The 22376-nt window shown below is 49.7% G+C and carries 18 protein-coding genes; 14 read left to right on the top strand and 4 right to left on the bottom strand.

The window, feature by feature from the left end:
* The first annotated feature begins 2 nt into the window (after positions 1 to 2).
* The 6 genes from LDO05_RS15610 to LDO05_RS15585 all read left to right on the top strand — a co-directional run bounded on the left by LDO05_RS15610 (position 3) and on the right by LDO05_RS15585 (position 7264).
* Positions 3 to 2435 carry a heavy metal translocating P-type ATPase gene (locus LDO05_RS15610; RefSeq protein WP_251376269.1) on the top strand — a complete coding sequence of 811 codons (2433 nt, stop codon included), beginning with the start codon at positions 3 to 5 and terminating at the stop codon, positions 2433 to 2435.
* Positions 2436 to 2604: 169 nt separating this feature from the next.
* Positions 2605 to 3153 (top strand): glutathione peroxidase, encoded by a 549-nt coding sequence (locus tag LDO05_RS15605; RefSeq protein ID WP_251376268.1) that lies wholly within the window; start codon positions 2605 to 2607, stop codon positions 3151 to 3153.
* A gap of 114 nt (positions 3154 to 3267) precedes the next feature.
* Complete coding sequence (locus LDO05_RS15600) at positions 3268 to 4443, top strand: aminotransferase class I/II-fold pyridoxal phosphate-dependent enzyme (protein WP_251376267.1); 1176 nt, start codon at positions 3268 to 3270, stop codon at positions 4441 to 4443.
* A gap of 145 nt (positions 4444 to 4588) precedes the next feature.
* Positions 4589 to 5341, top strand: coding sequence for a YheC/YheD family protein (locus tag LDO05_RS15595; RefSeq protein WP_251376266.1), 753 nt, complete (start codon positions 4589 to 4591; stop codon positions 5339 to 5341).
* 76 nt (positions 5342 to 5417) lie between these two features.
* Positions 5418 to 6005 carry an AAA family ATPase gene (locus tag LDO05_RS15590; protein ID WP_251376265.1) on the top strand — a complete coding sequence of 196 codons (588 nt, stop codon included), beginning with the start codon at positions 5418 to 5420 and terminating at the stop codon, positions 6003 to 6005.
* Between the two features lie 284 nt (positions 6006 to 6289).
* On the top strand, positions 6290 to 7264 hold the full coding sequence (locus LDO05_RS15585; RefSeq protein WP_251376264.1) for a ring-cleaving dioxygenase: 975 nt from the start codon (positions 6290 to 6292) through the stop codon (positions 7262 to 7264).
* Between the two features lie 898 nt (positions 7265 to 8162).
* Here LDO05_RS15585 and LDO05_RS15580 read toward each other — a convergent pair.
* On the bottom strand, positions 8163 to 8702 hold the full coding sequence (locus LDO05_RS15580) for a helix-turn-helix domain-containing protein (protein WP_251378758.1): 540 nt from the start codon (positions 8700 to 8702) through the stop codon (positions 8163 to 8165).
* Between the two features lie 215 nt (positions 8703 to 8917).
* Here LDO05_RS15580 and LDO05_RS15575 point away from each other — a divergent pair, with 215 nt between their 5' ends.
* Both LDO05_RS15575 and LDO05_RS15570 read left to right on the top strand, forming a co-directional pair.
* Positions 8918 to 9325 (top strand): DoxX family protein, encoded by a 408-nt coding sequence (locus LDO05_RS15575; protein WP_251378757.1) that lies wholly within the window; start codon positions 8918 to 8920, stop codon positions 9323 to 9325.
* A 29-nt stretch (positions 9326 to 9354) separates the two neighbouring features.
* Positions 9355 to 10215, top strand: a complete 861-nt coding sequence (locus LDO05_RS15570) for a VOC family protein (protein ID WP_251376263.1) — start codon at positions 9355 to 9357, stop codon at positions 10213 to 10215.
* An 83-nt stretch (positions 10216 to 10298) separates the two neighbouring features.
* Here LDO05_RS15570 and thrS read toward each other — a convergent pair whose 3' ends face one another.
* Complete coding sequence (gene thrS, locus LDO05_RS15565) at positions 10299 to 12221, bottom strand: threonine--tRNA ligase (protein ID WP_251376262.1); 1923 nt, start codon at positions 12219 to 12221, stop codon at positions 10299 to 10301.
* 575 nt (positions 12222 to 12796) lie between these two features.
* Here thrS and LDO05_RS15560 point away from each other — a divergent pair.
* The 3 genes from LDO05_RS15560 to LDO05_RS15550 all read left to right on the top strand — a co-directional run bounded on the left by LDO05_RS15560 (position 12797) and on the right by LDO05_RS15550 (position 16419).
* Complete coding sequence (locus LDO05_RS15560) at positions 12797 to 13267, top strand: GNAT family N-acetyltransferase (protein WP_251376261.1); 471 nt, start codon at positions 12797 to 12799, stop codon at positions 13265 to 13267.
* Positions 13268 to 13364: 97 nt separating this feature from the next.
* Positions 13365 to 14297: a manganese-dependent inorganic pyrophosphatase gene (locus LDO05_RS15555; RefSeq protein WP_251376260.1), complete on the top strand. Its 933-nt coding sequence runs from the start codon at positions 13365 to 13367 to the stop codon at positions 14295 to 14297.
* A gap of 238 nt (positions 14298 to 14535) precedes the next feature.
* Complete coding sequence (locus tag LDO05_RS15550) at positions 14536 to 16419, top strand: LTA synthase family protein (protein WP_251376259.1); 1884 nt, start codon at positions 14536 to 14538, stop codon at positions 16417 to 16419.
* Between the two features lie 241 nt (positions 16420 to 16660).
* Here the strand turns inward: LDO05_RS15550 and ytxJ are convergent, their stop codons facing one another.
* Positions 16661 to 16999, bottom strand: coding sequence for a bacillithiol system redox-active protein YtxJ (gene ytxJ, locus LDO05_RS15545; RefSeq protein ID WP_251376258.1), 339 nt, complete (start codon positions 16997 to 16999; stop codon positions 16661 to 16663).
* Between the two features lie 215 nt (positions 17000 to 17214).
* Here ytxJ and LDO05_RS15540 point away from each other — a divergent pair, with 215 nt between their 5' ends.
* From LDO05_RS15540 to LDO05_RS15530, 3 genes are all read left to right on the top strand, one after another.
* Positions 17215 to 19503 (top strand): PAS domain S-box protein, encoded by a 2289-nt coding sequence (locus tag LDO05_RS15540; RefSeq protein ID WP_251376257.1) that lies wholly within the window; start codon positions 17215 to 17217, stop codon positions 19501 to 19503.
* 107 nt (positions 19504 to 19610) lie between these two features.
* Positions 19611 to 20093 carry a MarR family winged helix-turn-helix transcriptional regulator gene (locus LDO05_RS15535; protein ID WP_251376256.1) on the top strand — a complete coding sequence of 161 codons (483 nt, stop codon included), beginning with the start codon at positions 19611 to 19613 and terminating at the stop codon, positions 20091 to 20093.
* A gap of 12 nt (positions 20094 to 20105) precedes the next feature.
* Positions 20106 to 21323 (top strand): MFS transporter, encoded by a 1218-nt coding sequence (locus LDO05_RS15530; RefSeq protein WP_251376255.1) that lies wholly within the window; start codon positions 20106 to 20108, stop codon positions 21321 to 21323.
* 31 nt (positions 21324 to 21354) lie between these two features.
* Here LDO05_RS15530 and LDO05_RS15525 read toward each other — a convergent pair whose 3' ends face one another.
* Complete coding sequence (locus LDO05_RS15525) at positions 21355 to 22095, bottom strand: YwaF family protein (protein WP_251376254.1); 741 nt, start codon at positions 22093 to 22095, stop codon at positions 21355 to 21357.
* Positions 22096 to 22376: the final 281 nt, after the last annotated feature.

The following is a 22376-nucleotide window of genomic DNA, read 5'->3' as shown; positions in this document are numbered from 1 at the left end:
GCATGGATAAGTTGAAGCAATCAGGACAGGAACAAGCCGTATTACAGATTACAGGAATGACTTGTGCCGCATGTGCGGGCCGGATTGAGAAGGGCCTCGGCAGGATGGAGGGAGTATCTGAAGCGAACGTGAATTTTACGTTAGAGAAGGCTTCAGTAACTTACAATCCGGCAGTTGTTAATCCGGAAGCCCTGGAGAAGAAGATCGAAGCCTTGGGTTATGGCACCGTTAAGGAGACGGCAGACTTCCAGATCGGGGGAATGACCTGCGCAGCTTGTGCAACCCGGATTGAGAAGGGACTGAACAAGCTTGGCGGCGTAAGCCGGGCTTCGGTGAACCTGGCGCTGGAGACTGCACAGGTGGAGTTCTCTCCGGGTGAGGTCACTGTAGAAGAGATCATCCAGAAGGTGGAGAAGCTCGGATATACGGCGGCACTCAAGACTGAGAAGCAGGAGGCCGGCGACCACCGCAAGAAGGAGATTGTGCGGCAGAGAAGAAAGCTGATCATCTCCGCGATCCTATCGTTCCCGCTGCTGTGGGCGATGGTGGGCCACTTTTCTTTTACCTCCTTCATCTGGGTGCCGGAGTTGTTCATGAATCCTTGGTTTCAGCTTGTCCTTGCCGCACCCGTACAGCTCATTATAGGGGCGCAGTTCTATAAGGGCGCTTATAAGGCGCTTCGGAATGGCAGTGCGAATATGGATGTGCTGGTTGCGCTCGGAACTTCAGCTGCTTTCTTTTACAGTCTGTATCTGTCGATTGAGAGTCTTAATTCGCATGGACACGGCGGCGTAGAACTGTATTACGAGACCAGCAGTGTGCTGATCACTCTGATTCTGCTCGGCAAGCTGTTCGAAGCTCTTGCGAAGGGCAGATCTTCGGAAGCCATCAAGACATTGATGGGCCTGCAGGCCAAGACGGCGCTGGTGGTTCGCGGAGATCAGGAGATCTCGGTGCCAATCGAGCAGGTGGTGGCTGGTGATCTTGTTATTGTAAGACCCGGGGAGAAGATCCCTGTAGATGGTGTAGTTACTGAGGGCATATCCTCGGTGGATGAGTCGATGCTCACGGGGGAGAGTCTTCCGGTAGAGAAGAGCGCGGACAGTCAGGTGTTCGGGGCTACGATCAATAAGAACGGGATGCTTAGAATCCGTGCAACCAAGGTCGGCAGAGAGACCGCATTATCTCAAATTATCCGTGTTGTTGAAGAGGCTCAGGGCTCGAAGGCTCCCATCCAGCGTGTGGCTGATGTGATCTCGGGAATCTTCGTTCCTATTGTTATCGGCATTGCAGTAATTACATTTCTTGTATGGTACTTCGCCGTAGAGCCGGGCAATTTCTCAAGTGCGCTTGAGAAGGCGATCGCCGTGCTTGTCATTGCCTGCCCTTGTGCGCTTGGTCTGGCTACACCGACCTCCATCATGGCAGGATCGGGCCGGGCTGCTGAACTGGGAATTTTATTTAAAGGCGGAGAGCACCTTGAGGCTACCCACAAGATCAGTGCGATCATTCTCGACAAAACAGGTACAGTGACCAAAGGGACACCTGAACTTACCGATGTACTTGTCGCGGATCACAGCTATTCGGAGACTGATCTGCTCGCATGGATCGGAGCAGCCGAGAAGAACTCAGAGCATCCTCTTGCAGAAGCGATAGTGGAGGGAATCCGCCGGAAAGGTATCGATCTCCCGAATACAGAGCAATTCGAAGCGATTCCTGGATACGGCATACGTGCCACTGTACAAGGTCAGGAGCTGCTGATCGGGACCCGCAAGCTGATGAACAAGCATCAGGTTGCTGCTGAAGCTGCTTATGCACAGATGAATGAGCTGGAGGAGGCAGGCAAGACAGCGATGCTGGTGGCTGTGAATGGCCAGTACGCTGCCATGGTGGCGGTTGCGGATACGATTAAGGAGACTTCTGGCGAAGCTGTTGCAAGAATGAAGAAACTGGGCATCGAAGTTGTGATGATCACAGGAGATAACGAGCGTACAGCGAAGGCGATTGCCGCCCAGGTGGGAATTGATCGTGTGCTTGCTGAAGTCCTGCCTGAGGGCAAGGCTGCCGAAGTGAAGAAGCTTCAAGAGGGTGGACGCAAGGTGGCCATGGTTGGAGATGGCATTAATGATGCGCCGGCTCTCGCCACCGCAGATATTGGAATGGCGATGGGCACGGGGACCGATGTGGCTATGGAGGCGGCGGATGTAACCTTGATGCGCGGGGATTTGAACAGCATCCCGGATGCCATCTCCATGAGCAGAAAGACCATGCTGAACATTAAGCAGAACCTGTTCTGGGCACTGGCTTACAATGTGATCGGAATTCCGGTTGCAGCGCTAGGCTTCCTGGCCCCATGGCTCGCAGGTGCCGCTATGGCGCTAAGCTCAGTCTCCGTCGTGCTGAACGCGCTGCGGCTGCAGAGAGTCAAATTATAACCTTATAGTCAGGATAGACAGAGGCAGTTATGAATCCGTTCATAACTGCCTTTTGTTTACTGATTATATCCAATTCCTATAAAAGCTATTAGAACTATATATTAGAACAATAAGAGAAGGAGAGGTATGATGGACTAAATTAATTACCATATCCAGGGGGGATGGGGAGATGTCTATTTACGATTTTCAGGCCACCTCTATTCAGGGAGAAGTGGTCTCCCTGTCCAAGTATAGGGGAAAGGTGCTTCTTATCGTTAACACCGCCAGCCAGTGCAGCTATTCCCGGCAATTCGCTGACCTGCAGAAGCTGTACGAACGCAGGCAGGGACAAGGACTTGAAATTCTCGGTTTTCCATGCAACCAGTTCAACGGGAAAGAGCCCGGGAGCAGCTCCGAGATTGCAGAAGCCTGTGTGTCACACCACGGGATAACCTTCCCGCTATTTGAGAAGACAGAGGTTAGAGGGCCGTCCGCCCATCCTTTATTTGAATTCTTAACCCAAAGAGCCCCATTCCAAGGCTTCGATACCCGGACAAAGGAAGGGAAGTGGATGGACGAATTCCTTAGGGAAAACCATCCGCAGATCCATGCCGGTAACGGGGTAAAGTGGAACTTCTCCAAGTTCCTGATCGGCCGCGGGGGCCAGGTGGCAGGGAGATTTGAATCTACGTTAGAGCCCATGGATATCTATCCCATGATTGAAGATCTTCTTCATTAAAGGAGGACCTAGGACAATTCTGGCCGAGACTGATTATCAGGAATAGGAGCGGTTATATGGATGAACAGCTATAATTTATATATAAGCTTATAAGAAAGTAGGAGAGCAGCGATCATGAAGTTTGCTACAAGAATGAACCATTTTGGGGAGGGCATCTTCACCAAATTGCTGGAGATCAAGAGAAAGAGACTGGAGCAGGGGCAGCCAGTTATTGACTTAAGTGTGGGGACGCCCAATATTCCTCCCGCCCCCCATATTATTGATGCGCTGTGCACAGCGGCGGCCGATGAGAGCAATTATATTTACGCAGTCAATGATCAAAGCGCTCTGTTAGAAGCGGCGGGCAGCTGGTACCTTACCAGGTACGGAGTAGAGCTCGACCCGAAGACGGAGATTTGCTCCTTGTTAGGTTCGCAAGAAGGGCTTGCCCATATCTCATTATCTATTATAGATGAGGGCGATCTGGTGCTGGTTCCCGATCCTTGCTACCCCGTATTCGCTGATGGGCCGCGGCTGGCCGGCGCAGAGCTCTATTTCATGCCGCAGAGAAAAAAGAATGATTATCTAATCCAGCTTCAGGATATACCGGAGGATATCGCAGCCAGAGCCAAGTTTATGATCGTATCCTACCCCAATAATCCTACTGCGGCATTGGCGCCGGACAGCTTCTACACAGACCTGATCCGGTTCGCCAAAAAATATGACATAATCGTCTTGCATGACAATGCTTACAGCGAGCTGGTGTTCGATGGCAGAACTTGCGGAAGCTTTCTTGCTTTTCCGGGAGCGATGGAGGTTGGCGTGGAATTTAATTCGTTATCCAAAACGTATGGATTGGCGGGTGCAAGAATCGGCTTTTGCCTGGGGAATGCAGAGGTTGTAGCCCGTCTCAAGACCTTGAAGTCCAACATGGACTACGGGATGTTCATTCCCATTCAGCAAGCGGCCATTGCTGCAATAACGGGTGACCAGGGCAGTGTAGAGAAGACGGCTAAGGCTTATGAAAGGCGAAGAGATATTCTCTGCGAGGGGTTCACACGTATCGGCTGGAATATGGAGAAACCGGCGGCCACTATGTTCATCTGGACAAGAATTCCTGCACATTATGAGACATCCGAGAATTTCGCGATGGACATGGTGAGCAAAGCAGGGGTTATCGTTACCCCGGGCAGCGCATTTGGCCCATCAGGAGAAGGTCATGTCCGGCTGGCCCTGGTCCAGGATGAGGAGATGCTCAGGCATGCGGTTCAAGCCGTGGAGGCGAGCGGGATTCTGAAGGTTGAATTATAGAGGCTATCCGGAAAATTTTTTGCACGACAAAGCCGCAGTATCCAAACCCCGGCAGAAGCTCCCGCATATATCTAAGTATATGTCCTGACGTACATTTCTTTAGTTCATCCTAAAGTAATGATGTTAGATAGTGAGGTGATCCGGGGTGTACCTTAATAATAAGCTTGGCAAGCACCAGGCGATGAGTAAGGAGAAGGAACTGGCCAGACATCTGCCCCAGACGGCTCCGGCAGACCGCAAGCGTGTACGGGAAATGTTGGAGCGGCACCGGGCGGTCTACCTCAAGCCCAGTCATGGGACTGGTGGGTACGGGATATACAAGCTGTCGCGTACACTTGACGGTTACCTGCTGCAGAACGGGACGCAGAGCCGTAGGTTCAAGTCGTTCGACCATGCTTATGAGGCATTCGAGAAGAGCAGAGGGCGCAGGCTCTACCTGGTCCAGCAAGGAATCCCGCTGCTTCGCCATCATGGCAGACCGTTCGATCTGCGCGTGATGGTCCAGCGGAATCCACAGAGCAAGTGGGAAGTTACGGGGATCGTTGGGCGGGTGGCCCAGCCGAACAAAGTCGTAACAAACTATCATAACGGAGGTCAGCCAAAACCGGTGGAAGAGCTGCTTGCCCCGCTCATGTCCCAAGCGGAGATTCGCAGATATATCCATCGTCTGCATCGGCTTGGCATACGGGTAAGCAGCCATCTTAGCGGAATTTTCCCAAGATTTCGGGCTTACGGGATAGACATAGGACTGGATACAGATCTGAAGCCCTGGATCATCGAGGTCAATACCCGGCCGGATAAGTATATTTTCAATGCGCTTAAGGACCAACGAATGTTCCGGAAAATGATTCGGTATGAGAACAAGGTGCTGCCGAAGAAGAAGGTTATAAAGAAATGACTATCGTGCCAACAACTCAGTCTTTTGAGTTGTTTTTTTATTTAGAGGCGGGTATGCAGCAGAAGGAGTGAACATTGTGATAATTTGGTTAAACGGGGCATTTGGCGCCGGGAAGACCCAGACGGCTTATGAGCTGCACCGGCGGATTCCCGATTCGTTCGTATTCGATCCGGAGAATACAGGATATTATATTCGGGATAATATTCCTATGGAGGCGGCCCGGAGTGACTTTCAAGAGCACCTCTTGTGGCGGACATTTAACTATGAAATGCTGACCTACATTACATCCAGATATGAGGGAACGATTATTGTTCCGATGACCATCACAGATGTCGGGTATTGGGATGAGATCGTTGGGAGGCTAAGGGGTGATGGCCTGAACCTGCGTCATTTCACACTAACTTTAACGAAGGACACACTTAAGAGGAGATTGCGAAGCCGATTCGAGGGCTCTCGTTCCTGGGCGGCCCAACAGATGGACAGGTGCGTTCGAGAGCTTGCGGGTGATGCCTTCGCAGAGCATGTGTACACCGATCACCTTACTATTTCGCAGACCGCAGAGTTAATCGCCGCGAAGCTGCATATCGAGCTTATCCCTGACAGACGAAGCCGGCTGAGGAAGACTGTCGACAGGCTGATTACCCAGATAAAACATATACGCTAGTTAGTCCAGTTAAGAGTTAAGCATAGTGATTGCTGGATGGAGTGAAAGAGTAAGGCTGGATCAAGGCCGGATTAAGGCCGGATTAAAGCAATTGTCCGTGAATGCTCAATCGGGCAGTAATCCAGTTGAGTTCATATCAACGTTACTTACATTACCATTGGCTTGATAACTAGGATGGAGATGGTTGTGAGTATAATGACTAGTAACTTACATTTTGTAAATAACTAATATTTAGTGTATAATAGACTTAATCACCATAAATTATAACAACCGGGGGTGCAGTTATGGAACTCAAAGGCATACATCACGTTTCCGCCATAACAGCTCATGCAGCAGACAATTTTAAATTTTATACCGAAGTGCTTGGACTTCGTCTGATTAAGAAGACCGTGAATCAGGACGATACCCGTGTATACCATCTGTTCTACGGAGATGAGGAGGGGAACCCGGGTACAGAGCTAACCTTCTTCGAGATTCCCATGGCAGGACGCAACCGCGAAGGAGTCAGCAGCATCTCGGCTTTGTCCCTGCGCGTCCCTAGTGATGAAGCACTTGTGTACTGGAAAGGGCGGCTGGATCAGTTCGGAGTTGAGCATGATGAGATTACTCAAGTGGCGGGCCGCTCCGCACTGGCATTCAGGGATGGGGAGGGTCAGCGCTTCATTCTGGTCTCCGATGAGAACAATCGCGGGGTAGCAGGGGGGAACCCTTGGGCGAAGAGTCCTGTTCCGAAGGCGTACGGGATAGTAGGCTTGGGCCCGGTTAAGCTGACGGTGCAAGATCCGCAGCCAACGATCGCCGTACTTCAGGACCTGCTTGGATTCCGCGCCAAAGGCAAATATCCCGCATTCACAGCTGGGCAGCCGGACATTCTCATATTTGAAACAGGCGAAGGTGGAAGCGGCGCGGAGGTACATATTGAGGAGAGGAACGACCTTCCCCGTGAACGGCTCGGCCGGGGCGGAGTCCACCACGTGGCCTTCCGGGTGGATAACGATGAGGAGCTTCATGCCTGGATCTCCAAAATCAGCGAAGGCCGATTCCCGAACTCCGGTTATGTGGACCGTTTCTATTTCCATTCGCTGTACTTCCGGGAGCCGAACGGAATACTGTTCGAATTCGCTACGGACGGACCCGGCTTCGCCACGGATGAGGATTTGGAGCACTTAGGCGAATCTCTTGCCCTTCCGCCGTTCCTTGAACCCCAGCGAGCACAGATCGAGGCGAATCTGAAGCCTTTGAATACGAAGCCAGAGTAGTGCGGCGGATTTAGATGATCATCTTATCCATGTATGGCACATAAACATATGTAGGTACTAAAATGTAGGCACTAAAATTAATTCCCCCAAACTTTTACTTCTTAAAGGGGTTTAATATGTAGTTGTTATTCCATGTGGATGTAATTGAATAGCTGGTACTTCATTTAAAAGGAGAACAAGCCATGCCACCTACATTGTCAACGATTTTAGCGATATTCATTATAGTAGTATCTATCGCTTACCTGATTCTTTACGAAACTAAGAAGAAAAACAACAAACCTTTTCAAGCTGTGTACAAAGTAATATTTGCTGCTATTTTTTCTCTATATGCAATTTACCTGATTATTTCACTCGTATATTGAGGCAAGACAGTCTTCTATGTAAGACAATCTTTATTTATGTGCGTCTATCATGAGCGCCATCTTTGAGGGAAAGTCATGAACGTGATGACGGATCGCCTACTGTTAGCCAAAGTTAGTGGCAACCGTTACGGTTAGCTAGTCAATGGTATCCCATCGTGAAGTGGAATCCGGTGGAAGCCGGAAGCTAAGCACTAGCCAAGGTGCTCGTACTAATTCGAGGCGGAATCCGCCTGTAGAAGCGAAGGCCTACAAGACGCGCTAACCCTAAGAGGGCTGACCCCATGAAAGGTCAGCCCTCTTATTGCTACCCTCAAACCTCAGAGAAGTTTGGGATTACCCCCATGCACGCACCCAGCGGAGCGGCCGGAATCGCCTGTAGAAGCATAGCGTTCGCCTAAAAGCTTTCTGAAAGAAAGCTGCTTCGGAAGCATCAGCTTATCCCCGGATTCATACATCTAGTTCAATTCAGAGAATCCGGGGATAACAGCGATCGAAAGGCGATCCGGCAGCGCAGCGGCCATCAGTGGTTACAATTCCTAATCTTCACTGCCACCACCCCGATGTACCGATATCAGCACAATCGCAGGCTCATCCCCAATGTTCTTCACATAATGAGGGAAACAGGCTTTCCAGCTGAATGCGTCGCCCGCATTTAAGGTGGCGGAGACATCGCCTTGCTCGGCATAGAGCGTACCCTGGATGACGAAATGAATCTCTTCGCCAGCATGCGCGTGGGCTTCTTCGGTTGAGGTGCCAGGCGGCATCTCCACGAGCATCATTTTCACATTGCCCCGGTCGCTTAGATGCTCAACCTCGAACTGTCCCTTTCCGTAAATGGTTTTACGGCGCTCCTCCTTGCGGATAATATGCATACGCTCATCCTTCTTAAGCAGCAGGAAGGCAAGCGGAACATCCAGTGCTCCGGCAATACTGTCCAAAGTGGCGATGGAAGGGGAGGTTTTGTTATTCTCCACCTGGCTCATAAAGCCTTGGGATAATCCTGTTTTTTCGCATATTTGTCCGATGGACAGCCTTTTGCTTTTCCGGATGGCCCGGATATTAGAGCCGATGTCCATGGTATCCATAGTTATCCCTCCTTGTTTATTACTAATACTAATTTTTTATTTATTATAACAAATAAATGGTTGACATGAAATATAATCTCGTGATAAATTGTTAATACAAAATAATTATTCATATTAGTAATAAACAACACGAAATTCGGCCTATGTTATTAGTAATATGAATTAATTATTCAAATAACAAATTTAGAAGGGAAGTTTTTATGATGATGAACAAAAATGTATCCACTCTTATGCGTATTGCTCTGGGCATACTATTCGTAGCTCATGCAATCAACAAATTCCAGACAGGTCTTCCGAATATTTCGGGCTGGTTCCAAAGCCTAGGATTACCTGGTGTGCTGGGTTACGTCATCGCTTATACAGAGCTTGTTGTAGGGATTGCCCTCATTTTAGGCTTGTTCACAAGGTATGTATCCGCCATTGTTATCGTCATTATGATCGGTGCTGTGCTCTCAGCTAAGCTGCCTGCCGGACTTCTGGGTAATGGCCAGATGGCAGGGTATGAGCTCGATATCGCCTTTGCCTTGATTGCTCTGCATTTGGTCTTCACAGAGACAACGCCGTTGTCACTGGATTCGCTGTTCGCAAGAAAACGGACTAATTCAACTCAATAATCAGAACACGACCTGAAAGGATGAGAGAGATGACAACTCACATACACCCGGCTGCTAGAATTGGTATCGTCAAGTTAAAGGTAAGCAATCTTGAGCGGTCGGTTGCTTTCTATAAGGAAGTTGTAGGATTGAAAGAGCTTAACCGTAAGGGAAATACAGCTGAGCTCACCGTGGACGGTGTTCATCCTCTTGTAGTTCTGCGGGAGCTGGATCATGCGGATGTGCTGCCGAGAAAAGCGGGGGCAGGGCTGTACCACTTTGCCATTCTGCTTCCAGATCGGGCTTCACTTGGGCTGGCTGTACGCAACCTGATCGAGCACCAAATATCTGTCGGGCAGGGGGATCACCTGGTCAGCGAGGCACTTTATATTAATGATCCCGACAACAACGGGATCGAGATTTATGCGGATCGTCCGCGGGAGACGTGGCAGCGGGATGAACAAGGCCACTATGTGATGTCTACAGACCAAGTGGATATCGAAGGACTTCTTGCCGCATCGGAAGGCCTGGAATGGGCAGGGCTGCCGCTCGGTACGCAGATCGGTCACGTGCATTTCCACGTCTCTGACCTGAAGAAGGCCGAAGAATTTTATACTCAGGTTCTAGGCTTTGATATTGTTGCCACTTATGGGCAAGCCGCCTTGTTCATTTCCGCCGGGGGATATCACCATCATATTGGTCTTAACACATGGGCAGGAGTTGGCGCTCCGCCGGTTCCGGAGAATGCAGCGGGTCTGGATTATTATGAGCTGGTTCTTCCTGACCGCTCCGAGCTCGAGGCCGTGGTTCAGCGGCTCAAGAATGCCGGGGCTGAAGTTCAGCAGAAGCAGGGGGACTGGTTCGCCAGAGATCCGTTCAACATCCAAGTTAAGCTGGTAGCTCAAGGCTGACACTACTAAGGGACTTCGGTTCATATATGAAGAACGGTACTATCGCTTGAAGGCGAAGGTACCGTTCTTTGTGATCTGCATGTTTATTTTCTTGAGGCAATTTCATCTCTCATCTGCTGGACAAAAGACTCTAGCGGAGTCTCGCCAATCGCACACGCTGCTCTCTGGCGAACCGATACCGTCCCGGAGCTCTGCTCCTTCTCTCCAAGAACGAGCGTATAAGGAACCTTCTTCACTCCCGCTTCGCGGATCTTATAGCCAAGCTTTTCATTGCGTACATCCACTTCGGCACGTATGCCGGCTGCCGCAAGCTCAGCTTTTACCTTAAGGGCATAATCTATAAAGGGCTCGGAGACTGGGATAATCCGGGCTTGAACCGGTGCCAGCCACAGCGGGAAAGCACCGCTGTAATGCTCAGTCAGAATACCCATGAACCGGTCGATGGAGCCATACACAGCGCGGTGGATTACGACAGGCCGGTGCTTCAGATTGTCTTCCCCAATATAAGTGAGATCAAATTTCTCAGGCATCTGGAAATCCAGCTGAATGGTGCCACACTGCCAGCTGCGTCCTAAGGCATCGAGGATATGGAAATCAATCTTCGGTCCATAAAAAGCTCCGTCGCCCTCATTAAGGCGGTAGTCTACGCCTCTTCCGTCAAGCACATTCCTTAAGGATTGCTCGGCCTGATTCCACAGCTCTTCCGATCCCATGGAATCCTCCGGGCGGGTGGATAATTCAATCCTGTACTCGAATCCGAACACTTGATAGACATGGCCAATCTGTGCAATGACCCGGCCGATCTCTTCTTCAATCTGGTCTGGACGTATGAAGATATGCGCATCATCCTGGCAGAACGTCCGGACCCTCATCATTCCATTCAGTGCTCCGGAGAATTCGTGGCGATGAACCTGACCGAACTCTGCCAGCCGGATTGGAAGCTCACGGTAAGAGCGCAGGCTGTTCTTGAAGATCAGCATATGGCCGGGGCAGTTCATCGGTTTCAGGGCGAACTCAGTCTCATCCACCTTGCTGAAATACATATTGTCTTTGTAGTGGTCCCAGTGGCCGGATTGCTCCCACAGCTCCTTGTTCATCATGAAGGGAGTGCGGACCTCATCGTATTCATACTGATGCTGGGCTTCGCGTGAGAAATTCTCAAGCTCGGTCCGAATGACCATCCCGTTCGGCAGATAGAAGGGCATGCCCGGCGCCTCTTCCGAGAACATGAACAGCCCCAGTTCCTTGCCTAGCTTGCGGTGGTCCCGCTTACGCGCTTCTTCAAGCAGGTGAAGATGCTCATCCAGCTGGCTTTTCTTCGGGAAGGCTGTGCCGTAGATCCGCTGCAGCATCTTATTGCTGGAGTCTCCGCGCCAGTAAGCTCCGGCTACATTTTGCAGCTTGAAGGCCTTGATCCGGCCTGTGGATGGAAGGTGGGGGCCGCGGCACAAATCCACAAATTCACCTTGTTCATACAGCGTAATGACGGCTTCCGCGGGCAGCTCATGAATAAGCTCCAGCTTAAGCGGCTCTTGAAGCTCGCTGAACAGCCGAACAGCCTCCTCCCGGCTGACTACCCGGCGCTTGATCGGCAGGTCCTCCCGGATGATCGCCTCCATTTCGGCCTCAATCTGCTCTAGATCATGAACAGACAGCGGCTTCGCAAGGTCGATATCGTAATAGAATCCGTCCTGGATTACAGGGCCAATTCCCAGCTTCACCGCTTGGGAACCATAGATCCGCCGGATCGCCTGTGCCATCAGATGAGCCGTGCTGTGACGGTATACTTCAATCCCGCCCGGGCTCTCTAGAGTTAGAATTTCAATCCCGCAATCCTCATCGATCGGCCTGGATAGATCAACGGCCTGGCCGTTCACCTTGCCTGCAATGGCTGCCTTTCTAAGGCCCGGGCTGATTGAAGCGGCAATCTGTTCCACAGTAATGCCATTCGGGTAGAGCCGAACGGAACCGTCCGGCAGGGATACTTGAATCTCTTTCATGTCCATGGTGGATACCTCCAGCAGCTTTTTTTTGGATACAACAAGGTTTGAACGCAAAAAAACACATCTCTTCCCAGCAAAGGGACGAGTGCGTTCAGCTCGTGGTTCCACCCTAATTCAATCTGCATCATTCCATTCGCTGCGGCATCACCGAAGCTGCATGGATGTGCAGATCCTTAATTAGAATCCGTTAACGGGGATCAATCGGTGAAATATACCACCACCGCATACACATCGGCAGGTTCCATTTCACGGCTACAAAGGGGTAACTCGCTTCCGGTCTCAGGAGAAGCTTCCACCAATCACTTCTCTCTCTGTGCAGTCCTTGAGGCGAATCATGTCTTTGATACTCGCTTCTTCCTGTATTTGGTTTTTTATTATAGTGGGGTGATTGGAAGACGTCAAGTAGGTGTTTGAATGAGCAGTGCAATGTATAATACTGAACATAAATAGAGTGATTGACACACCGGGAGCCTCACGCTTTATGACTGTGGTAATCTGTTCAGGTGGATATTCCGGCTCCAGAGGCTGCAATTCTTCATCGTCAATTGAAAAAATACATAGAGGAGCGTACAACTACAATGGAAATTGGAACTCAAGTACGACAAGTATCCCCGCCTGATGAGAACCTTGCCGCATTAATCCTGAAGCTGGATGAGTACCTGATCACGAAATATCCCCCAGAAGAAATTTTTAAAGTGGATTTCAGTGATCCTTCGATTCAGAAGGGGTATTTTGTCGTGGCCTACGAAGATGGGACCCCGGTGGGCTGCGGTGGATTTCTGCCGTATCCCGAAGAGGGATTTGCCGAACTGAAGCGCTTTTTCGTAGATCCCGCTCACCGCAATAAGGGCATCGCCCGGCAGCTACTCACACATTTGGAGGAAGAGGCAGGAAAAAGGGGCTTTCGCACGATCAGGCTGGAGACCGGGGAGCCGCAGGTGGAGGCGGTCAGCTTTTACACAAAGCATGAGTATATGGTCATTGAAAGGTATGGAGAATATGCGAATTGTGAGAGCAGTCTATGCATGGAGAAGCAGATTGGGAGATAATATGGGTAAAGGCATTGGAATAAGGCGGATTTATCGCTATAATCTATATAGATAGGCTGAATAGTGGCCTAATAACTGACAAAGGGGAATTTCTGCAATGGGAAAAACTTTGATTTTTGGTCATAAAAATCCGGATACAGATACAATCTGCTCCGCAATTGCTTACGCTGATCTAAAGAAGCAGCTGGGTCTTGATGTTGAAGCCGTACGTCTTGGAGCTGTTAGCTCGGAGACTCAGTACGCGCTTGATTACTTCAAGGTTGAAGCGCCGCGTCAAGTAGAGACAGTAGCGAATGAAGCCGAAGAAGTGATTCTGGTTGACCACAACGAGCGTCAGCAAAGTGCCAGCGACATCGATCAGGTGCGCGTGGTTGAAGTTATCGACCACCACCGTATTGCCAATTTTGAGACAAGCGGTCCTTTGTACTATCGTGCAGAGCCGGTAGGTTGTACGGCCACTATTCTTAACAAATTGTACAAGGAGAATGGCAAGACCATTAAGAAAGAAATCGCAGGTCTTATGCTGTCTGCCATTATCTCTGACTCCTTGCTGTTCAAATCGCCGACTTGCACTGAGCAGGACGTGGCAGCTGCCCGTGAACTTGCTGAAATTGCGGGTGTGGATGCGGACAAGTATGGTCTGGATATGCTCAAAGCAGGTGCGGACCTTAGCGACAAAACAATTGAACAGCTGATCACCATCGACTCCAAGGAGTTCCAGATGGGCAGCTCCAAGGTTGAAATCGCTCAGGTTAATGCTGTGGACACTAACGATGTGCTGTCCCGTCAGGCTGAAGTTGAAGCTGCGCTGAACAATGTGATCGAGCAGAAAGGTCTTGATCTGTTCCTGTTCGTGGTAACCGATATTCTGAACAATGATTCGATCGGTATTGCCCTTGGCAAGCAGGCTGCGGCTGTTGAACAAGCTTACAATGTGAAGCTGGATGACAACAAGGCTGTCCTGAAAGGTGTAGTATCCCGTAAATCACAGATCGTTCCTGTTCTGACAGACGTTCTTAGCAAGAACTAACTTAATTTATATCTGAGGCCCCCTGTCTCAGCGGACTTTCTCTTGTCCGCCGGATGGAGGGGCCTTTTTGCTGCATTTGAACAGTTCCCTTAAGTTCAAGGCTATTGACCCGGCAGCCGAGAGGGGGGATAAGATTCAGGTGGATTAGGTGAAGTCTATGCGCTGGGAAGTAGCCCTGATGATTGGTTTAGTGGTATACTAGATCCCATCCCAAATTAGAGAGGTTAAGGTAGTTAGTATGGAACAATCCAGAGGCGCATACCATAGAACGCCTTTTTTTATCGTATTTGTGCTGCTTTTATTAAAGCTGGTGCTTTTACGATATTTTTTCTTTGCAGGTGTAGAGATAACCCGGCTGGCAGCAGATGCGCTTGCTGTGCTGGTGCTGCTGTCTATATTGGAGCTTGTCACACCCGCTAGGATCAAAGGGCCGGTGTACTGGGGGTGTAACCTGATCTTCTCCCTGCTCTTATTCTCATCCACGTTATATTTTGCGCATTTTAATTCTGTGCCAACCTATACCGCGCTTAATGAGCTTCATCAGGTTACCGGGATTCAGTCGAGTATTCAGTCAACGATCCGTTGGATCGACTTTATCTATTTCGCGGATATTCTTGTATTGGCTCTGTTGTGGGTAGTGAACCGGGCAAAAGGAGTTCGGGTGCCAGGCCGAAGACCGGTCTGGAAGATCGGGGTCGCACTTGTTCTGGTACTAAGCCTATCCGGATCGGCAACATTCATCCAGCTGGGCAAGTCCATTACGAATGAACTGGTGCAGGCAGAGAATCTGGGCTTCCTCGATTACCAGGTTGCGGCGGCCTTGAAGGCGAGGGAAGAGAACCTGACGATTCAGAACGGGAATATCAAGGATACGATCTCCAGGGTTAACCAGCTGCAATTGACTTACCCGTACCATTCCCCAGAAAGGGCGATCACAGGGGAGAGTCCGAAATACTTCGGTGCCGCCAGAGGGAAGAATGTAATTATTGTACAGATGGAGGCTTTTCAGAACTTCCCGATCCATCTGAAGGTGGGGGGGCAGGAGGTAACACCTGTGCTGAATAGGCTGGCTGCGGAAGGGATGTACTTCCCGAATGTATTTCAGCAAATAGGCCAGGGCAATACCTCGGATGCCGAGTTCATATCCAATACGTCGATATATCCGACAGGAACTGTCGCGATGTCAACAGGTTATGGAGACAGAATACTGCCCAGCCTGCCAAGTCTGCTGCGCAAGTATAATTACGAGACGAACACCTTTCATGTGAACGAAGCAAGCTTCTGGAACCGGATCAAGCTGTATCCGGCTCTGGGCTTTGATCGTTACTACGATAAGCCTGCTTACAACAATGACCATTTCAATGAGTTCGGGGCGTCGGACGAGGAGCTGTACCGGCTGGGTGTTGACAAGCTGTCCGCTGTTAGTCAATCAGGCCGGCCGTTCTATGGACAGTTTGTTACCGTGTCCAGTCATTTCCCTTTCAAGGTGCCGGAAGACCGTGTTCGGATAACTGTACCGGACTCCATGAAAGGAACGCAGCTTGGAGATTATATTCAAGCCGTGAACTATGCTGACTATGCGGTAGGGACGCTGATTGACAGCTTGAAGGCAAAGGGACTGTGGGATCAGACCATGCTTGTGTTGTATGGGGATCACTTCGGCTTGCAGTCTAAGGATAATGACCCGGCTGTTGTAAGTCAGCAGCTAGGGATTAAGTATGATCCCAGAATTAACAGGTTCAACATTCCGCTGCTCATTCATCTGCCCGGAGAGAATAAGGGTATCGTGATTGACCAGGTCGGCGGTCAGCTCGATATTATGCCAACGGTGGCTAATTTGCTCGGGATATCCTTGAAGGAGGAGAACTTCACAGCCTTTGGTCACGATCTGCTGAACGTGGATAAGAATATAGTCGGGATGAGGTATTACTTGCCGACAGGCTCTTTCTTCAATAACGAGATTGTCTTTGTCCCAGGGCAAGGGTTCGAGGATGGGACGGCCGTGTCTCTGAAGACCAGGCAGCCGGTCAGCGACCTGGCACCTTACAAAGAGGACTATGAGTATATACTAAAGCTGATGAATTTATCTGATGAGTATGTCAAGCTGCTTCCTAAGCGGTAAGGTAAGCGTAAGCACGATAAGCACATAGGAACAGAATATAGTAGCCCGGTATCTCGCTTGGTTCAGATGCCGGGCTTATTATTTTATCCAGCTCATGGACCGGGATCTTCACATCTGCCGCATCCTGATCTATTCAGGCTCTAGGAAAATCTGTATTCTGTTACCTAAAAAAGCCAAAGACTGGACGATAAAGTCCTGGTCAATGGCTTTCAAGTGTGTAATGATGGTTACAAGCTTGTAATTAATTCAGGACTGCTGAAATATGGGCATTCGTCACAGACCAGTGTGAAGCGGTCCAATATTTCGCTTTATCCTTCACGAATATAACCTGGGGAGATTCATGCTTAACGCCCAGGTCGTCAGCAATCTGATTGGATACAGGGCGTGACTCGATCACTTTGACGAGGTAGTAATCCACGTCCGCATCGGCATTAGCTTCAACGAACTCGTTGAATTCCTTGAGTGCATTTGCACTAACCGGGCAAGTGGTGCTGTGCTTCAGGACTAATTGTCCCCGGCTGCTGGATTGCTCCAGGATTTGATTCCATTCATCTATAGTTGAAATTTCGGTCCAACTCATTCCTCTTCACACTCCTCTGAGTTTCTAATTATATGATGAGTTACTTTCCTTTCTATAGTAGCATCTATCTACAGGAATATTCAAGTGAGACGGTCAGCGGCACTTACAGAAAATGTGAATTGACATTTCGAGGGCTGTCTGATATCAATTAGACAAAGTGAACATGTCGAGCCCCACAAGCTCATTTTATATACTTCATTGGCTGGAGGCGCGTTATGCATAATGATTTGATTCCCCAATTCCCCAATTATGAACAAGTGTATACTTTGTCACCTATGGGAATTGCTTTTATCTCAGCGGAGGGAAAGTGGCTTCAAGTGAATCCGGCACTCTGCCAACTCCTCGGTTATACAGAGGAAGAGCTGCTTGGCTTAAGCATGAGCGAGCTTACTTACCAGGAAGAATACGCAAGCAGCTACACTAAGGTCAGCAACCTGTGTTATGCAGAGCAGCCAACGCTTAACCTTGAGCATAAGCTTATCCGTAAAGATGGAAGCGTTATTCTGGCTCAGGTGGTGGTCTCCTTAATCAACAGGGAGGAAGAAGGCCTTCCGTCATATTTTATTATCTATGTGTCCTCAGACTACTATGTAGGCAAGAACATGCAGGACAGAGAAGAGTTCCTCGCTCAGTCGATGCGCATTGCTTCCATAGGCAGCTGGGAATGGAATGTGGACAGGAACACCGTCATCTGCTCGGAGCAGGTGTACTCGATATGCGGAATCCCACGGACGAAGGATCACCTGAAGGTATATGAGGTCCTGGATCTGGTACCGGATGGAGAGAGAGAGCGTCTTAAGGGGATTTTTGGCGAGGCGATACGCAACAGGGAATTCAAATTTGAGCTCAATCTGGTCCGGCCAACCCGGGAGGCCCAGTATCTGGACCTGCGGGGAATTGTCACCTATGCAGAGGATAGCAAGCTTCCCAAGACCATAATGGGCACAATTCAGGATATTACCGAGCGCAAGCAGGACCAGCTTAAGTTGCAGGAGAGCGTAGAGCGATATAACTCCTTGAAGAAGTATAATCACGATGCAGTAATCTCGCTTGATCTTGAAGGGAATATCATCAACTGTAATGCGGTTGCGGAGCAATTAACCGGTTATAAGATCAAGGAGATATCGGGTACGAGCTTCTCCCGCTTCATCGGTCTCAAGAATCTGAAGGATATCCTTCATCATGCGCTGAATGACAACACGGTAGAGAGAAAGATTGATACTATCGCCCACAGAGACGGTCATGCAACCGAGGTGCTGACAACCATTGCTCCTATTATTATTAACAACCAGAATGTGGGATTCTATATTATTGCGAAGGATATGACCGAGCAGACAAGACTCATCGCCGCCAAAGAAGCGGCTGAGAATACGAATAAAGCCAAAAGCGAATTTTTGGCTATGATGAGTCATGAAATACGGACACCGATGAACGGGGTGATCGGGATGACGGATCTTCTGCTGGAGACAACCCATCTGGATGGTACCCAGCGGGAGTATGTCGAAATTATCCGCAAGAGTGGAGATTCTCTGCTGTCCATTATTAATGATATATTGGATTTCGCCAAAATCGAGTCCGGGAAGACCGTGCTGCACCAATCCGAGTTCGGACTCAGGGACGTTATGATGGAAGCTATGGACATGCTTCGGACGAGAGCGGATCAGAAGGGGCTGCGAATGAACCTCTCGATATCTGCCAATGTTCCGGACAAGCTGGTAGGAGATCCGGACAGGTTGAAGCAGATTCTAATTAATCTGTTGGGGAATTCAATCAAGTTCACATATAACGGCGGAGTCTCCGTGGATGTCAACCTGTACTCCAGCTGTGAGAAACACACGCTGCTTGAATTCAGAGTTCAGGATACAGGCATCGGAATCCCGCAGGATAAGGTTCAGTACTTGTTCCAGCCCTTCCACCAGCTGGATAACTTTATGAGCCGTAAATATGAAGGCACAGGGCTTGGGCTTGCGATCACGAAGAAGCTGGTTGGGCTGCTTGGCGGGGAGATCCGTGTTGAGCCGAGAGAGGGGCCAGGCGCCACATTCGTATTTACAATCAGCTTTCAGCGGGTGAACAGAGGTTCGGAAGCAGTCGAATTCGGGGAGACAGACCTGATCGAGGCGCATTCCCGTATGAAACTGAAGATTCTTGTAGCTGAGGACAATGATATTAACCAACTGGTCCTTAGGAAAATGCTTGAGAAGATGGGCCATAGCGTAGTTATCGTGAACAACGGGTTTGAGGTCATTCAGGCGGTTGCTTATGAGACCTTCGATCTGATCTTCATGGATATGCACATGCCGGGAATGAACGGGCTGGAGGCCTCCAGGATCCTGCATGAGACCCTTCCGCCCGGTAGAGTTCCCCTGATTATCGCAGTAACCGCTAATGTGCTTAAGGGCGACCGGGAGCAGTGCCTGGCTGCGGGCATGCAGGATTATATCACCAAGCCGATCAAGAGCCATGTCATCTCCGAGGTGATTGATAAGCACTTTCTCAAATAAGTAATGGTTGCTTAGAGCCGCATTCTGATTAGGAATGCGGCTCTAAATATATGCAGCTGCTGCAAGACGCGGCATTGACATTAAGCGAAAACATCCATATAGTTGTTATGACAACTATATGGATGGGGAGAGGTCTTTTGAACAGCCCGCTGGATGAATCAATCGGTTTTCATATGGGGATAGCCTACCGCAAGATGTCTCAAGTTCTGCAGCAGCGTCTGCGGGATTATCATATCACTCCAGAGCAGTGGTCTGTACTGTACCGGATATCGGAGAAGGAGGGTCAGATCCAGAGAGAGATTGGTGAACGTTCCGGGAAGGATAAGCCTACAACAACCCGGATCATCACCGCTTTGGAAGAGAAGGGATTCATACGCAGGGTAAGCGGAGAGAATGACCGCCGCTCGTTCTTCATCTTCATTACCGAAGAGGGCAGATCGGTTATAAGAGATACTATACCGTTAGAGCGGCAGATATTGAAGGAAGTTACCGAAGGGATGACAGATGAGGAGTCCAAGCTATTACTGAAGCTGCTCCGGCAGATTGCCGGCAAGGCGGACCTTATGATAGAGAGAGAGAAGAAGGAGTGAGTGACGAACGCGATGAATCAGAATTATCATAGAGACAAGCTGTGGACAAAGTCGTTCATCATGCTGACACTAAGCTATTTACTGTTGTTCTTATGTCTTCAAATGCTGCTGGCTCCATTCCCTACGTACGCCAAGGAGCGGTTCCATCCTAACGACTTCACCGTCAGTCTGGTGACGAGCTTGTTCGCCTTATCGGCCATCGTTACCCGGTTCATTATGATTCCGGTTATGCGGAGAGTTCACCGGAATACTGTGCTCATCACCGGAATTGTTATCGCAGGAGTGGCAACCGCACTGTATTCATTCGCGGATACGATGTTTCTGCTGCTTCTGCTGCGCATAGCCTTTGGAGTCGGATTCGGCATGGCAAGCACAGTAATGCCTACGCTTGTATCCCAGATCATTCCGAAGAACCGGATTGGTGAAGGCATTGGGTATTTCGGCTTGTCCACGAGTCTGGCCATGTCCATTGGACCTATGATCGGCTTGTCTGTCCTTGCGGGATTTGGGTTCCCCTCGCTTACCCTGCTGGGTACTGCAGCTGTGGGGTTAATTATTCCAATGCTGCTCTTCACAGGCAGTGTTCCTCCTCAGCCGCTAGTGACAACGGCGTCAAGCGGCGCTCATACGGACAAGCTCCCTTTCCCAAGAACAATTCTCCTGCCAGCCGGACTGAATATGCTCATGTCCATCACATACGGGGGACTACTCGGCTTTCTCGCTTTATACGGGGCGGAGATTCATTTGGCTCAAATCGGCTTGTTCTTCTTGTTCAATGCATTCACGGTGCTGGTGATCCGGCCTGTATCCGGTCGTATATTTGACAGCAAAGGCCCTGCAGCGGTGCTGATTCCGGCCTCGCTAATTGTCTTCGCAAGCCTGCTTACGCTCTCATACACCCATTCACTTTCGCTGCTGATTGTGTCCGCGCTGCTGTACGGGCTTGGCTTCGGGGCGATCCAGCCGACCACGCAGGCCTGGATGCTCCGCGAGACTACGCCTGGGCAGCACGGCATGGTGAACAGTTTTTACTACAATTCTATTGACTTCGGTGTGGCGATCGGGTCCATGTTGCTGGGTGTTCTCGCCTCCGCAACGAGCTATTCGCAGATGTACAGGTATTCTTCTTTCGTCATGCTCCTGTTTCTGCTAGTCTTTATCGCATTCAGAGCACATACGAAGGAGCGGGCGCCGATCCAGACGCCCTCCCGGCCAGGTCCGGAATCCTAACAGGATATCCGGGCTTTTTTCACGTCACTGCCTAAATGTTCAGCTGCCGCTTGCCCCTCTTGTCACGATTAGCAGAGAACGCGAACGGCATATACAGCAGGAGGAACAGGACGAAGGCGACGGTCTCCAGCGAGAGGATGTACCAAGGATAAGGACCCAGGAAGTCCATTAGGGACGCAGTCTCCGGCTTGTGGGACAAGAACATATAATTCCCGCCAGTCAGATGGTTGATAAGCAGGATCAGCACAAGCAGAATGTTCAGGAATACCATGGTGATTCCGACCGATTTCAAGGTTGGTCTGAAGCTCTCCACCCATACCATATAGAGCACAGCCAGAATGATCGCAATATGAGCCAGGAAGAATTCAATGAACCGGAAGTGCGGATAAGGGTAAGACAATGCCGGGGTCAGGATGGCCTGAAGGGCACCTCCAATGCCTGTGAAATATACGATTTGGAAGATGAACCGGCTTTTGAACAGCAGCATAAATACACACAGATAGAGCGAAATGCTGCACAGCTCCAACGGCAGGGTATCCTTGACATCGAACCTGTTGCCCCAGATATACCAGATATTCAGCGAGAGCTCACATAATATTAGAACTCCTGCTAATATGTACCGCCCGGGCCGGCTTCTGGAAGGCTTCTGCAGCCAGCTCCGGCAGCTATAGAGAAGCAGCAGGCTGAAGAGAAATACACCCAGAATAATCAAGTGGGAAGATGAGAATGCCTCGAACGAACCCGCTTCTTCTACGCTAAAAATAGTATCCAACTTACACATTCCCTCCGCATTGGAATAGACTCTAGAGATGATTTTACTTTATTTAGGAGGAAGTGGAACCCTTTTTTTGAGAATATGTGCGGGAAAAGGAACAAACGGTCACGTGGTAGCTCCAGAGCCCTTCGGATTTTTAGCGTGTTTGCGATACATCTAGCTTAATTAGTTTGATTATTCGTCATTTAATTACGTAATTCGGCATTATTTTCCTGAAATGCTGTAAATTTCATCTAAAACCACTGATAAATATGTAGACTATAAATACTATTGCTAAA

The sequence above is a fragment of the Paenibacillus sp. YPG26 genome (assembly GCF_023704175.1).
GTDB lineage: Bacteria > Bacillota > Bacilli > Paenibacillales > Paenibacillaceae > Fontibacillus.
This window is presented reverse-complemented; position numbering and strand designations above follow the sequence as displayed.

Excerpts from the sequence above, each read along its gene's own strand:
- LDO05_RS15610 (WP_251376269.1), top strand. The coding sequence starts at position 3 with ATGGATAAGTTGAAGCAATCAGGACAGGAACAAGCCGTATTACAGATT.
- LDO05_RS15555 (WP_251376260.1), top strand. The coding sequence starts at position 13,365 with ATGGGAAAAACTTTGATTTTTGGTCATAAAAATCCGGATACAGATACA.
- LDO05_RS15585 (WP_251376264.1), top strand. The coding sequence starts at position 6,290 with ATGGAACTCAAAGGCATACATCACGTTTCCGCCATAACAGCTCATGCA.
- LDO05_RS15535 (WP_251376256.1), top strand. The coding sequence starts at position 19,611 with ATGACAACTATATGGATGGGGAGAGGTCTTTTGAACAGCCCGCTGGAT.
- LDO05_RS15600 (WP_251376267.1), top strand. The coding sequence starts at position 3,268 with ATGAAGTTTGCTACAAGAATGAACCATTTTGGGGAGGGCATCTTCACC.
- LDO05_RS15550 (WP_251376259.1), top strand. The coding sequence starts at position 14,536 with ATGGAACAATCCAGAGGCGCATACCATAGAACGCCTTTTTTTATCGTA.
- LDO05_RS15530 (WP_251376255.1), top strand. The coding sequence starts at position 20,106 with ATGAATCAGAATTATCATAGAGACAAGCTGTGGACAAAGTCGTTCATC.
- LDO05_RS15540 (WP_251376257.1), top strand. The coding sequence starts at position 17,215 with ATGCATAATGATTTGATTCCCCAATTCCCCAATTATGAACAAGTGTAT.
- LDO05_RS15580 (WP_251378758.1), bottom strand. The coding sequence starts at position 8,702 with ATGGACATCGGCTCTAATATCCGGGCCATCCGGAAAAGCAAAAGGCTG.
- LDO05_RS15605 (WP_251376268.1), top strand. The coding sequence starts at position 2,605 with ATGTCTATTTACGATTTTCAGGCCACCTCTATTCAGGGAGAAGTGGTC.
- LDO05_RS15570 (WP_251376263.1), top strand. The coding sequence starts at position 9,355 with ATGACAACTCACATACACCCGGCTGCTAGAATTGGTATCGTCAAGTTA.
- LDO05_RS15560 (WP_251376261.1), top strand. The coding sequence starts at position 12,797 with ATGGAAATTGGAACTCAAGTACGACAAGTATCCCCGCCTGATGAGAAC.
- ytxJ (WP_251376258.1), bottom strand. The coding sequence starts at position 16,999 with ATGAGTTGGACCGAAATTTCAACTATAGATGAATGGAATCAAATCCTG.
- thrS (WP_251376262.1), bottom strand. The coding sequence starts at position 12,221 with ATGGACATGAAAGAGATTCAAGTATCCCTGCCGGACGGTTCCGTTCGG.
- LDO05_RS15575 (WP_251378757.1), top strand. The coding sequence starts at position 8,918 with ATGAACAAAAATGTATCCACTCTTATGCGTATTGCTCTGGGCATACTA.